10 protein-coding genes are annotated in these 12351 nt (G+C 59.3%); 2 read left to right on the top strand and 8 right to left on the bottom strand.

Annotated elements, in window-relative coordinates; translation table 11 throughout:
• The first annotated feature begins 113 nt into the window (after positions 1–113).
• Both KJA79_RS04795 and KJA79_RS04790 read left to right on the top strand, forming a co-directional pair.
• Positions 114–1292: a HEAT repeat domain-containing protein gene (locus KJA79_RS04795; RefSeq protein ID WP_246507423.1), complete on the top strand. Its 1179-nt coding sequence runs from the start codon at positions 114–116 to the stop codon at positions 1290–1292.
• A gap of 288 nt (positions 1293–1580) precedes the next feature.
• Positions 1581–2831, top strand: a complete 1251-nt coding sequence (locus KJA79_RS04790; protein ID WP_213041368.1) for an ABC transporter substrate-binding protein — start codon at positions 1581–1583, stop codon at positions 2829–2831.
• A gap of 23 nt (positions 2832–2854) precedes the next feature.
• Here KJA79_RS04790 and KJA79_RS04785 read toward each other — a convergent pair whose 3' ends face one another.
• From KJA79_RS04785 to KJA79_RS04750, 8 genes are all read right to left on the bottom strand, one after another.
• A complete protein-coding gene (locus KJA79_RS04785) occupies positions 2855–4297 on the bottom strand; it encodes an OmpA family protein (RefSeq protein WP_213040845.1) in 1443 nt (480 codons plus the stop codon).
• A gap of 245 nt (positions 4298–4542) precedes the next feature.
• Complete coding sequence (locus tag KJA79_RS04780) at positions 4543–5766, bottom strand: OmpA family protein (RefSeq protein WP_213040844.1); 1224 nt, start codon at positions 5764–5766, stop codon at positions 4543–4545.
• A gap of 67 nt (positions 5767–5833) precedes the next feature.
• On the bottom strand, positions 5834–6259 hold the full coding sequence (gene mscL, locus KJA79_RS04775) for a large conductance mechanosensitive channel protein MscL (RefSeq protein ID WP_213040843.1): 426 nt from the start codon (positions 6257–6259) through the stop codon (positions 5834–5836).
• Positions 6260–6310: 51 nt separating this feature from the next.
• Positions 6311–7423 carry a DUF481 domain-containing protein gene (locus KJA79_RS04770; RefSeq protein WP_213040842.1) on the bottom strand — a complete coding sequence of 371 codons (1113 nt, stop codon included), beginning with the start codon at positions 7421–7423 and terminating at the stop codon, positions 6311–6313.
• Between the two features lie 265 nt (positions 7424–7688).
• Entirely contained in the window at positions 7689–8006 is a 318-nt protein-coding gene (locus KJA79_RS04765; RefSeq protein ID WP_213040841.1) for a response regulator transcription factor, read from the bottom strand.
• 263 nt (positions 8007–8269) lie between these two features.
• Positions 8270–10066, bottom strand: coding sequence for a sigma-54 interaction domain-containing protein (locus KJA79_RS04760; RefSeq protein ID WP_213041367.1), 1797 nt, complete (start codon positions 10064–10066; stop codon positions 8270–8272).
• Complete coding sequence (locus tag KJA79_RS04755) at positions 10056–10592, bottom strand: Rab family GTPase (protein ID WP_213040840.1); 537 nt, start codon at positions 10590–10592, stop codon at positions 10056–10058. The genes KJA79_RS04760 and KJA79_RS04755 overlap by 11 nt, the downstream gene beginning before the upstream one ends.
• Positions 10593–10604: 12 nt before the next feature.
• Positions 10605–12335 carry a hypothetical protein gene (locus KJA79_RS04750; protein WP_213040839.1) on the bottom strand — a complete coding sequence of 577 codons (1731 nt, stop codon included), beginning with the start codon at positions 12333–12335 and terminating at the stop codon, positions 10605–10607.
• Positions 12336–12351: the final 16 nt, after the last annotated feature.

Below are 12351 nucleotides of genomic sequence, written 5' to 3'. Positions count from 1 at the left end.
CGGCTTTCTGAGAGGGCTTGTCGAGGTGCCCATAGTATCTTGATGGTCATATGCAGGGGGGAAGCTTGGGCATGGTTGGCGATGCTCTAATCCTGTGACAGATTCCTCGCATCGTGCACTTCCTCTCGCGCTATAATATAAGGGCGCTTTCCTTCGTGCCATGTTCTTCTTTTCATCTTCATGCTGAGGGAAGGGAGGAATACGTTATGACGCGTAGCGGGTTGACAGCCGCAATAGGATTCCTCGTTCTCCAGGTTGGTCTCGCCTCTTCGGCCTCGGCCTATCGAGATTACTTTACTGAGGCTCAAAAAACTGAGCTGGCAAACATCCGTAGCATAGTGGTTGAGGCGTTAGCTCTGACCGACAAGGGTGCCGGCAATGCTGATGGCATTCGGGACATTGTCCTTCGGCGCATGAGTGATTTGGGGTATATCGTGAGTTCCGATCCGGGTGTCCCTCATGACGTGGTGGTACGCGTCAAGTGTGAACAAAAGAAGACCTGGGAGGGAACGGCGTCGGCCGGTGGAGACAATGACCTGTTGGATGCGCCGTCTCGCTTATGGAAGGGCCCTGCCTGTCAGGTGACCTATGCGTTAGGAAATCTCAAAGTGAAGTGGCAAAAAGAAGCCCGTACGGACTTTGAGGATGCCACCCAAGCTGCTCAAGTTGCCGGTGCACCTGATCCCGGAGCATACGCCATGAGCGCCCTTCGCGATGCATTGGAGGCACATGACTTTCCACTACTTCTTACCGCTGAATGGGGACAACCTGATCGGTTGTTGAAATTTCTAGATTCACCGCAAACCAGTCAGGTTAGGAAGCTCAAGGTGATTTCGTTGTTGGGAGAGATGGCGGCGGATGAGGCGCTGCCCCATCTCAAAGAGGCTCTTAAGGATAAAGATCTGGCAAAAGAAGCGGCTGTGGCATTGGGAAACATGGGGAAGGAGGGCATCCCGGTCCTCATCGATATTTTGCGGTACTCCAAACAGCCCGATTTGCAGGCCGCCGCCGCCAAAGGTTTGGGAGATCTCGGAAATATCCATAGCGATTCACGGGTCGTTCCTCCGCTACTTGAGATGCTCGACGCCCCCGGCATCGATATCATGGTACAGACTGAAATTGCCTGGGCCTTAGGACGTGTGCCGGATCGGCGATCCGTCGAACCCCTCTTTGCTCTCGATCGAAAATTGCAGAAGATTCGAAATGATCCCCCCGATCCGCAGATCAAGAAGCTGAAGGAGGCGGTATTCTGGTCCATCAAGCAGGTATACACGGAGGACCAGTATAGTTGAGGGAGCAAGATGGTCTCTGTGAGCAGTGTACTGGTGCCGGCAGGTGGCGGGAACGATCATCCACTCAAGCGGCGAGCCTGGTTCCGCTGCTCGCCACCCTCGCTGCCTGCTTGACTAGATAGTGCCGTATTCATGGCAGAGGCATGTGCGTACGACTGCCGCGGGAGATTTTTATGATGTGAAAACTCAGGCGGGTCTGCCAAGAAAGACTTCCGCCGTCGTACCTGAAGTTTGTACGTAGGCGGGCTGAGCGAACGCGGAAGGGTTCTCGGGACAAACGTGGGGGACATGACTATGGGAAGGATTTCACGTAGACAATTCTTGCAACTGTCGGCCATGACCGGTGGGGCACTGTTCTTGTCGGATTGGACCGACCGCTTGCTGGGATCGCCGTTTCCAGGCTCATTGGCGAATGCAGCAGAGCCCATTAAAATCGGCATTTTGGATCCACTGTCGAGCCCCTATAAGACGTCGTCGATCCATGATTTGCACGGCGCCAATGTAGCGGTGGATCTGTTCAACAAGCGAGGTGGGGTGTTGGGCCGGCCGGTGACAATTCTCGAGGCCGATGATGCTTCACTCCCAGAGACCGCGCTCAAGGCCGCTACCAAGTTGGTTCATGATGATCGTGTGGATGTTCTGATGGGGACGTTTAACGCCGAATGTGCGCTCGTCGTGTCGGAATTTGCCAAAAAGGAGAACAAACTGTTTCTCGTGACAGGGGCGCATCTTCCAGAACTCACCGGGGGGGCATGTAACTCCCACACCTTTGTGTTTATGCCGAATGCCTCGATGTTGGCGCAGGCGGTCGTTCCGCATTGGATCAAGGCATTCGGCACTCGTTGGTTTATGGTCACGACCAGTTCGTTCGATGGGAAAGCCATGGCTCAAGCGGTCGTGACGGCCGGCCAGCCCCATGGAGTGGAATTTGTGGGTGAGATGTTGATGCCGTTTGGCGCCACGGACTTTACCGCAGCGTTGGCGGCAGCCAAAGAGAAACATCCGACGTTGGTGGTCTTCAATCTTTATGGATGGGACTTAGTGCATGCATTGAAGGCCTATACCAAACTGGAACTGGCGAAGGAGAAGATAGGTGTCGGTGGCCTGATAGCGGGGGAGCAAATCGGTCGGCCGCTCGGGTATGCCAATAATGCAGGAATCTGGGGCCTCATTTGGGATCCCAAGGTCAACACGGAGGGGTCGAGGCGATTCATTCAAGGCGTGGTCGAGAAATACAATCACACTCCCACCTCGCGTTGTTATCTCGGCTATGCGGCCATGACCCAGATCCTCGAGGCCATACAACGTGTGGGCTCAACCGAGACGCCGGCGCTCATCAAGGCGTTGGAGGGGCACGAGTTTGATGGCCTCAAAGAAGGCCGATCCTATTTTCGGGCTTCGGACCACCAGCATGTGCAAGATGTACTTGTCGGGGAAGCGTACGGGAAAGAGCTTGGTCTTGGGCACTATAAGATTCTCGCGACGGTTCCTGGAGAGAGCTTCACCCCAGGGCCCGAAGCCGGTCAGTGTCAGTTGTAAACTGCTCCGCGGGCGAGTCGGCGCTAGCGGGAAGACCCGAGTGCCGCGAGGCGGGGCTGAACATCCACCACCTCGGCTGTCGATGCGACGGTGGGGCGTGACACAATAATCAATTCAAGCCGGCGGTTTTTCTGACGACCCTGTTCGGTGGCATTGGAGGCGACCGGTCTAGAGTCCGCAAGGCCGACCGCCTTGACCCGTTCAGCGGGCATCCCTCCGTTGACCATCGCTTGACGGGCATTGTCAGCGCGAGCCAAGGACAGTCCTTTGTTATCGGCATAGCTTTTTTGGAGTGCTTTGCTGAGGGCGAGGTTGTCCGTATGGCCAGCGACTTGCACGAATGTGCCTGACAGAGCACCCAGCACCGTGCCGATCCGCTTTAGCGCGAGGACGCCTTCGGGGCTTAGCGCCGCATCGGCGGATGTGAAGAGCCAACTCCCGGCTAGTGCGATCACCAGACGATCCCCGTCTTGTCTGACCGTGAAGACTTTCTGCTCGGCCTGTGCCGGCAGGGCCTTTCGTAGCTCTTCCCTGATCGCCGCCACGCTCGCGCCGCGTGCGTCTGTTTGGCTCGGGTTGGCCTGAGAGAGCGACCCGTTCCGTCCCGAAGCTTCCGTCGGCGAGGCTATTTTCCGGCTTGCCGCCGTTTCTGAGTCCCTGGGAGATGTGGCTGTGGACGTCCCTTTCTGCCGCGCGGACAGGTCTCGGGATTTATCGTTCAATCGTTGCTCCAGGGCGGTGATCCGGTGCCTCGCTTGATAGATTTCTGCGATCATCGCGTTGTATTGGGGTACGAGTTTATCTCGTTCCATGAGGCGTGAGCGGACGGTTTCATAGGCTTGGTCGCGCTCTTTGAGCTGTTGGTCTAGGGTGTTGATGCGGGCCTTCAGCGAATCGATGGTCGCAGTGGCGGTTTGCAGCTGAGCGGCGAGACTGTCTCGCTCCGCATTGCCGGCGCGCACGGTGCGAAGATCTTGCGCTTGATGCGCCACCTGCGTTTCCAACTCGACGATCCGGCGTCGGGCCACGTCAAGGTCAGCGAGAGCCGTCGTGCGAGTGTGGAGTGCAGCGAGATCCTTGTCGCGCGTAGCCAGTTGTTGTTCAAGTGAGCTGATACGCTGACGGGCCTGCAGAAGCTCGTTGGTCGCGATCGTGAGTTGACTGCTCAGCCGATCGCGTTCCGGCGCCAGTCGCCGCAACTCAGCGAGTTCGACTTCCTTCTCGTGGAGCAACTGATCATAGGACGCACTCGCTGATTGGTTCTGTCGATCACCCAATCTGCTTTCGAGGTCGCGAATCCTGTCATGGAATTCACCGAGCGTCGTCAGGAGCTGCTCGCGTTCCTGCTGAAGCGCCACGAGTTTCGCATCGCCTGATGATGCCATGGGAGGAAGGGGTTGGGGAACGGTTTCGCAACCTGTCACGAGGGAACTGAGCACAATGAGCGCCCAGACAGCTCGTCTCATACGATCCCTCCCTGGTGCCTATGCGCAAGACGTGCTGGTGGAAGGAGGTCAACAGTCGTCTGAGGGAATTTGATGCAGGCAGCAGGAGAAGACGACTGAGATCCAGCTGGCAGATGTTGATCAGCCGGTGTGAGCACTGGGTACCTGATGAACTGGGTGATGAACACGCACGCCCCGGGAACCCGTCGATACTCTAACGGGTTCCCGAGGCAGATGCAACGTGTTCGGGACGTTGGGCGTGATCGTTATTGGCCGACGACGATTTCGACACGTCGATTTTTTTGCCGACCCTCGGCCGTTGAATTGCTGGCGATAGGTCGGCTGTCGGCATGACCTTTGGCGACGATCTTGTCGGCTGCCATGCCGCCTTCCGTCAGGGCCTGGCGTGCGCTGTCAGCGCGCGCTTGAGAGAGCTCCGCGTTAGTGGGAAATCGCTTGGCCAATCGTCCCTTAATCGGCACATTATCGGTGTGGCCGGCCACATGGATCGAGCGGTCGGGATAGTTCTTGAGCACGCTGCCGATACGATTCAACACGTCCGCTCCGCCGGGCTTGAGGGTGGCCTCCCCAGAATCGAACAGCAAGGTCGTAGCCAGGCCGAGGGTGAGCTGATCCCCCAATTGCTTCATGGTCACATTGCCCTTGGCCACCTCCGCTTGGAGGAGTTTGGATAAATCGTTCTTGGCCTCAGCAAGGCTGGTCTTTTGTTGATCAAGCGCACCGCGGAGGCCGGCCATCTCGTGGTCTCGCCTCGCAATTTCGCTTTCGAGGTCCGATGCCCGCTGCTTGGCGGCGGCCAGATCCGCTACCAGTCGATCGCGGTCACCGGCGGCGGCCTTCAGCGTACCCAGCTCCTGATCCTTCCCGTGGAGTTGGCGCTCCAGCTCGGCGATGCGCTGCTTCGCTTGTGCCAGCTCAGATGATAGACGATCCCGATCCCCGGCATTGCTTTTCAATCCGGCGAGTTCTTGTTCTTTCGAGGCGAGTAGGCCTTGAAGGGCGGCGAGCTCTCCGGCAAGGCGGTCCTTGTCCCCGGCGCCCTGTCTCAAGGCCGCCAGTTCTTGATCCTTGGCCGATAACTGCCGGTCTGCGTCGGACAATTGGCTGGCCAGCCGATCTTTGTCGCCGGCGGCGTTCCGAAGCCCGGCCAATTCCCGGTCGCGCTGGTTGAGCTGGTTCTCCAGTTCGGTGATGCGCGCTTTTGACTGATCCAGGTCGGCGGCGGCGGAGGAACGGAGTTTCGCCAACTCTGCTTCGAGCTCGGCCTTTTCCCGCTGGAGGTCGGCTTTCTGTCGTTCGAGATCGGCGATCTTGAGATCGCGCGGATCCGGTTTGGGCGGAATGGGCCGGGCTACCGCCTTCATCTCGTTCAGAGCCCGGCTGGCCGAATCATTGGGGGACGGTGCGGACGTGCAGGCTGCGAGCAGTAGGGTGCTCAGCAGTATAGGAACTACGCGAACGTGTCTCATGCATTCCTCCTTAGAAAACAGTCAGGCCGCCGGACATGTCCGAGCAGCACAGTCCAACGGTGTACGGTTAGTGCCGTTGATTTTTCAATAGATCACGGATCTCCGTCAGCAAGACTTCCTCTTTGGGCGGTGCCGGTGGTGGTCCGGGAGGCGTGGCCTTCTTCAAACGGTTCATTTGTTTGACCACCATGAAAATGACAAACGCCAGGATCGTGAAATCCAGCAGGGTTTGTAGGAAGACACCATAGTTGATCGTGGCGGCGCCGGCAGCTTTGGCCGCAGCGAGGGATTTGCCTTTGGCTTCTTCGCTCAGCGGAATAAAGAGGCTGGAAAAATCCATGTGCCCCATGAGGAGACCGATGGGAGGCATGAGAATATCACTGACGACGGAGGACACAATCTTTCCAAATGCCCCTCCGATGATGACCCCCACCGCCATGTCGAGCACATTCCCCTTCACGGCAAATTCTTTGAACTCACTCATCATGCCCATCGCGCAACCTCCTTGTGTGAGACGAGTGCCATCCCGAATCCGTCTCGGATGCTATTGTTTTCGACTGGTGTCGAAGCTGTATCCCAGCGTGATCAGGTAGAGGTTATCGGTATCCGACACGCCCGGCGGCGGATTTTTGTTGTACCGCATGGTCCATTGGAATCCGCTGACCAGTCCGCCCCACACTTTGAACCGCAATCCGGTATCGGCCGTCAGGTAGAGATCTTTGGAATTGGCGAGTGATTGGAAGCCTTCCTGGAAATGGTACAGGCTGACTTGATCACCACCCCAGAGCGGCCAATTCCATTTGACGGCCCATCGGCCACGAGCGCTGGATTTGTCGTCGGCGACTTTGAAATCCTCGTTGAAGTATGCCGCACCGGCTTCCGCCCAGAGCGTCATGTCTTTGAAGAACCCTGTCAGGTCACCACGGTCGAGGAATTGATAGCCGGGACCGGTTGCGAGCGCCGTGCGCAGTTTCAGATCCTGAAAGGTGTCTTGCTCGAAGTAGGCTGACGAGAACCAATACAACCGCTTCGTCAGAAAGAAGTCAAGCTTGATGGTCCCGCGGCTGTTCCGCACGATGAGATTGCCGCTGTTGTCGCCGTAGATGTACCGCCCCAGGATGGTCAGGCGCAGCGATTCGCTGCGGGCCGACAACTCGCCGAGTAGGCTGGCGTTTCGCAGGTGGCTGTTGCCAGTGGTTTGAGAGAAGCCGGCTTGAAGGGCGCCCGTATAAATCACGGCAGGCTGATTCATGCCCACGACTGCGTCCAGAGGGATCGCCATGGGCGTGCCCATCGGCGCGGCTTGCAAAGTGAGTGTGCCTGGCTCGCCGGGCTGTGCCGTGCCGACCACCGTGGTGCCCTCTTTGAGGCTGAAGGGAAGGGGACGATTCACGACCAGTTTGGCCACGTTCGGCCACATGATCTTCACGATGTCGTCTCCGGCGGTCGGGCCGAATCCGGTCTTGATGTGCAACTCATCGGCGATCATGCCGAGGACCCGTCCATAAATGACGGTGCCGTCCTTGAGCGTGACCGAGTCGAGCGTGGCCGAGGCGGGTGCGGCATCCGGAGAGGCCTGAGTCTCAGCTCTCGCACCCGTAGCTGTGAGCGCCACGATGAGCAGCGCGAACAGGAAACTTCCGAATCGTCGCATCATTCCGTCCTCCTGGGCTTGAGAATGGCAACGGTGTCTCGGTTGCCGGATGGGTCGAAATTCTGGTGTTGTATATTGGATTCCGCGCAGGAGATCAACACGGTGTTCCGCAGGCCCCAGTTGTGTCCTCCGCGTGCCCCAGCGATGCGACCCCGAACGCGGGAAGAGTGGGGGCGCATGGATAGTGCGTGTCGCACTGGTACATCCTGTATTTGAATGATAGGGCGGTGCACCGACCTGGCCTGGGTGTTCGTGATACTGGGCCCCGTCATTTGAGGGGCGTCAATTTTCGCACCGCAGGACTACGTTGTGTGCGGGCCTTCGGCGACGTGTTCGTGTCACTGTTCGGCGAGGGAACGTCGAGCAAGCCTTCCAGGAGCGCGAAGCGAAGTAATTGCGCGGCGTTGGCGGCGCGAAATTTTCTCAGCAGGTTCGCGCGGTGGGATTCCACGGTCTTCGGCGCAACACGTAGACGGGCCGCAATTTCCTGGCTCGTCAACCCTGCCCAGATACAATTGAGTATTTCCCTCTCGCGCGGAGTCGGTTGATCCGGCCGAGGGTGTGAAAACGGGACGACGGTGTCCATGGGTATGTCACTCGCTCCTTTCTGGTCGTTGTCGCCTGACGATGACACGGGATTGCACGCAGTGGTTTTTCCCGCGATGTCTATCAAGCTCCGTGCCTGCGGCATTGACGGTAGCGGTCACGAGGGCCATGCCGCGATTGTCGTGCAACAGGAGAGTGGCCTGTCGAGTGGTTGTGCAATGGCGAGACGCATGAGATCGTCTCGTGCTGTCTCGCGTGAGACGCTATGAGACAGGGCCAGAACGTTTGTGCCGGAGCATAGATCTAGCTGGGCGGGAGGTCGAGCTCGGTCAATCGGCGATAGAAGGTGGCACGGCTCATGCCCAGAAGCCGCGCGGCCTTGGTGCGATTGCCCCGGGCTTGTCCAAGGGCGAACAGGAACCGGCTGCGTTCATCAGTGGGAGGTGTCGGTCCGGGGGGAGGGACAGGATTCGTCTGGTGAATCTCGGACGGCAGGTCGGAGGCATCCAGTGTATCTCCTTTGCAGTGAATCATGGCGCACTCGATCGTGCTCTTCAGTTCCCGTACGTTGCCGGGCCAGTGATAGTCCATCAATACCGCCATGGCAGCCGGGCTTGCCCGATGGATCGTCTTCCCCATACTGGCTCGTCCCTCAGTAAGGAATGAGCTGACCAAGAGCGGGATATCTTCCTTGCGCTCCCGCAGGGGGGGGAGCTGGAGGCGGGCGACTCGAATCCGATAGAGCAGGTCTGCGCGAAACACGCCCTTGGCGACGTCCTGGCTCAAATTGTGATGCGTCGCCGTCACAACCCGTACGTTGATTTTTCGTGGCTTGGTCTCGCCGAGTCGAGTCACTTCCTTTTCCTGCAGCACGCGCAACAGGTGGGTTTGGACGGTGTGAGGGATATCGCCGATCTCATCAAGAAAGAGCACGCCGTCCTGCGCGGCTTCGAAGAGTCCCGGCTGATCGTCGATGGCGCCGGTGAAGGCCCCTCTTTTATGGCCGAAGAGCTGGCTGCCGAGTAGGGAATCGGTCAGGCCTGCGCAGTTGGCGGCGATAAACGGGCCGGTACGCCGGGCACTCGCCTGGTGTAAGGCGCGCGCTACCAACTCCTTCCCCGTCCCGGTTTCCCCTTCAATCAAGACGGTCGAATCGACGCGTGCCAGGTCTTCAATCTGTTCGTAGACCTGCGTCATGCCATGGCTCTTGCCGATCAGATCGTGGAAATGCGCCTTCAACTCCAGCAGGCGCCGAAGATGGTAGACATCCGTCATGTCGTGCAGGAACGCAATCCGATGGTGCGAATCCCGCGGGTCGTCGTGGAGTTCGATTTCCAGCCAGAGGCGCCGCCCGGTGGGCGTTTCGATGTGACATCGTGCCCGTTCCCGCTGAGAGACAGGTTGGCGCAATAACGTCTGCAGTGCCAGGCGATCCGGTTTTGAGGCCGGCAACAGCGCTTCCCAATGCATCGCCCTGGATGCGGAGGACGAGGATACATCCAGCAGACGGACGGCTGAATCGCTGAGAAACCGGACGTGTCCATCCCCGTCGATCAGCAGGGTCGCGAGTCCGAGTCGCTGTAGAATCGCCGCGAGATCATCCCGCGACCGTTCACTATCCGCCAGCTTGGTGGTGAGGACCTGGTGAGTTCGTTGGTGCCCGCGGTCCTGCTCATGTTGCTGAAGCGCACGCTCACGCGCCTTTTGCAGCAGGGCGGCCTGCTGATCATAGCTCTCCATGTGGTGCTGAACCAGGAGCAGGCGATGACTGCCTTCTCGAAGCGCCAGGGCGTCGAAGTGTTGGGGTTCGTCGAACATGGTGTGATCGGTCCAGAACCCTGACCGGGCGATGGGGCTGTTCTGCGCGTCCCATGCTGCAGCTGCGTCATGCAGAAAGTTGTGCAGCACCGGGGTGCGAGTATCGATGGAAAAGTCTGCCTGGTGCTCGGCCTCCGGGTACAGGCGCAACAGCCAGGGGGGCGGCTCCCCGATGAGACGGAAGCGCGTCTCGGCAACGTGTTCCAGCACCGCAATGAGGAATCGTGCCAACAGTGTGCTGTAGAACGCGTCCGGTACGGAGGGGTGTGAGTTAGGCGCCATCGGGGTGGTCGGCTCGTGATGATGGTTGAGGAGCCTGCGTGAGAGCGCGGGACAGCGTGGTGAATGCGTCTTCAACCCCCTGCCCTGTCTTGGCACTGCTCATCAAGACCGGCCAGCCGCGTTGGGCCAGCTCTGCGAGGTCGTGATCATTGAGCTCCCACTCTGCCCGTCGGTCGTGTTTGTTGACCAGGGCGACGAAGGGTACCGGGCCGAGTTCGTCGGTGACACTCTCTTGGATGCGCAAGGCGATGTCCAACGTGGGCCGACGTAGCCCGTCCAGGACGAGGAGGTACCCCGCTGAGCCGCGTAGGTAGGAGCGGCGCAACTTTTGGAATTCGTCTTCTCCATACAGGTCCCAGAGCACGAGTGTCAGGTGCGTGCCGTCCACTGTCAGGGATTTCTTGTCGACCGTCACCCCAATGGTGGTTTGATATTGTTCGGAAAAACAACTGGTGACAAACCGCCGGACCAGACTGGTTTTTCCGACGGCAAACGCCCCCAACATGCAAATTTTTTTCTCGATCATAGCAGGAGATTCTCACGGAGCCTGGTGCACAGTCACCCGAAATGACACGCGTCGATCTTCAGGCAGTACGGCTGTGGCTCTAGCTCCTTGGGCTTCAGGCGGCGGGGTGACTCCGTGGGCTTCGAACCTGATCGAGGGAAATGTTGCGGGATGAATGGCATCAAGGGCCGACTGGGCGCGGATCTCGCTCAAGCGCCGGTTCTGAGCCAGGCCACCGACGATGTCGGTTTGGCCGGTGATCCGTATCGTCAGCGTGGTGCCGGATAGGCGAGCCAACTCGTCAATCTGACCAAGGAGGGTCACAATGCGGGACAGACTATGACGTTGCTCCGATGAACGAATGTCCGCTCGCCCCTGTTCGAACAGGATCGAGGCCTGTGCCAGCTCCTGGGTTACAACGTCGAGCGACTGTCGCGTGAGACGCCGGTCGTCGTAGTGCTCAAGGCCGGGTAGGAGCTGCGCGAGCCTTCGGCTTTCCCGGATCCATTGTGCCGGCGCAGTTCCCGCCGCAATCAGGCGCGTTCCCTCCAGGGTCAATTGAACGGTGGTTGGGGGCGAGAGGACGAGCCCGGCACGTTTGAGGATGAACGCCGCGTCCAGCGCGTAATATGGGCGCCATTGTGTCGTGATGTGCCCTGGATCCAGTCCGCTTTCTTGCAGCAGGGCCGCAGGGTCCGCAGCCAACGGGTCGCGAAGCCCGGCGAGTCGATACTGCCGTCCTTCCGTGTCCACGGCCGTGAGCACGAGTCCCGGTTCTGCCCCGAGACGTGCCAGAAAGGCTTGCCAGCGTTGGCGCTCCTGGTACACCGACGCTCCCCACCAGGCCGCACCCAGAAGAAGCACGGCCACCAACGTCCACGTCATCGGGGAAACGGCGCGCCGACGCGGCTCAAACTGCGCCTGCAGGCAGTCTTCGAGGAGCGGTGTCACGCCGGCCAAGGTCGAGGCATCTCCCTCGAAGCGGGCCAGTGCGTCGGCCTGTTCGGCATGGATGCGGGTGAGTGTATCCTGAAGGCGAATATGGAAGTGTTCGGGTGGCGTGCCGCGAATGACCGCGGCGAGAATCGCGACCGGTCCTTGTTCGATCCACACGGTGAGCTCGCCGACCCGCAGTGTGTTCAAAACCTGGTCCGGTGCGGCTCCGAACGAATCCTGCACAAACGCTCTGATGGCCGACAACATGCCCGACACCAGGGTCTCGTCTTGGACGGCGACAGAGTCGCCTGCCGCGTGGGCCAGGAGCAACCCGGTCTGTGAGTGAATGAGAAAGACCTGTTCGACCCGATAACACAAGGTGTGCAGGAGCACGATTTCTGCGAACGGTTTGCCGGTGCGTAGCGCTTCCAGTCTCCACTGCATGCTGCGGAGCGACAGACTATGCTCGATGGTTTGATTGAGCGATTGCACCATGCTTCGCAGGGCATTGGCGATGGACTGGCGGATGGCCGGCATCATGATCGGTGCGATCGCGTCGACGATCATCTGCGGCTGTTTGCGCACGGCCGTGCCCAGGGCTTCCGACACGTGCGGGGTCAACACCTGTGTCAAGCGCTGGTCGTGGCCGCCGCGCAGGGCGATCGCATCAGGAAGCAGTCGACTCACATTCTGGGCATTGAGATCGATGTGCTCGACCTGCTCCTGGAGTTCCTCCAGACGCGATTGCTCTGGTGCCAGAAGAAGGCTGCGCAATTCGGCGTAGTCGCCGTCGCCGGTCGGCGCAATGGCTTTAGGTGCCTGCGCCATCGCGTCTCCTCTGTTC

The sequence above is a fragment of the Nitrospira defluvii genome, assembly GCF_905220995.1.
Taxonomy (GTDB): domain Bacteria; phylum Nitrospirota; class Nitrospiria; order Nitrospirales; family Nitrospiraceae; genus Nitrospira_A; species Nitrospira_A defluvii_C.
Note: the sequence above shows the minus strand (reverse complement) of the source record. Positions and strands in the feature narration are given on the sequence as shown.

Bases quoted from the DNA above. Each gene is read 5' to 3' on its own strand.
- KJA79_RS04760 (WP_213041367.1), bottom strand. From the start codon at position 10,066: ATGGCGCCTAACTCACACCCCTCCGTACCGGACGCGTTCTACAGCACA.
- KJA79_RS04765 (WP_213040841.1), bottom strand. From the start codon at position 8,006: ATGGACACCGTCGTCCCGTTTTCACACCCTCGGCCGGATCAACCGACT.
- KJA79_RS04755 (WP_213040840.1), bottom strand. From the start codon at position 10,592: ATGATCGAGAAAAAAATTTGCATGTTGGGGGCGTTTGCCGTCGGAAAA.
- KJA79_RS04790 (WP_213041368.1), top strand. From the start codon at position 1,581: ATGACTATGGGAAGGATTTCACGTAGACAATTCTTGCAACTGTCGGCC.
- mscL (WP_213040843.1), bottom strand. From the start codon at position 6,259: ATGGGCATGATGAGTGAGTTCAAAGAATTTGCCGTGAAGGGGAATGTG.
- KJA79_RS04785 (WP_213040845.1), bottom strand. From the start codon at position 4,297: ATGAGACGAGCTGTCTGGGCGCTCATTGTGCTCAGTTCCCTCGTGACA.
- KJA79_RS04770 (WP_213040842.1), bottom strand. From the start codon at position 7,423: ATGATGCGACGATTCGGAAGTTTCCTGTTCGCGCTGCTCATCGTGGCG.
- KJA79_RS04750 (WP_213040839.1), bottom strand. From the start codon at position 12,335: ATGGCGCAGGCACCTAAAGCCATTGCGCCGACCGGCGACGGCGACTAC.
- KJA79_RS04780 (WP_213040844.1), bottom strand. From the start codon at position 5,766: ATGAGACACGTTCGCGTAGTTCCTATACTGCTGAGCACCCTACTGCTC.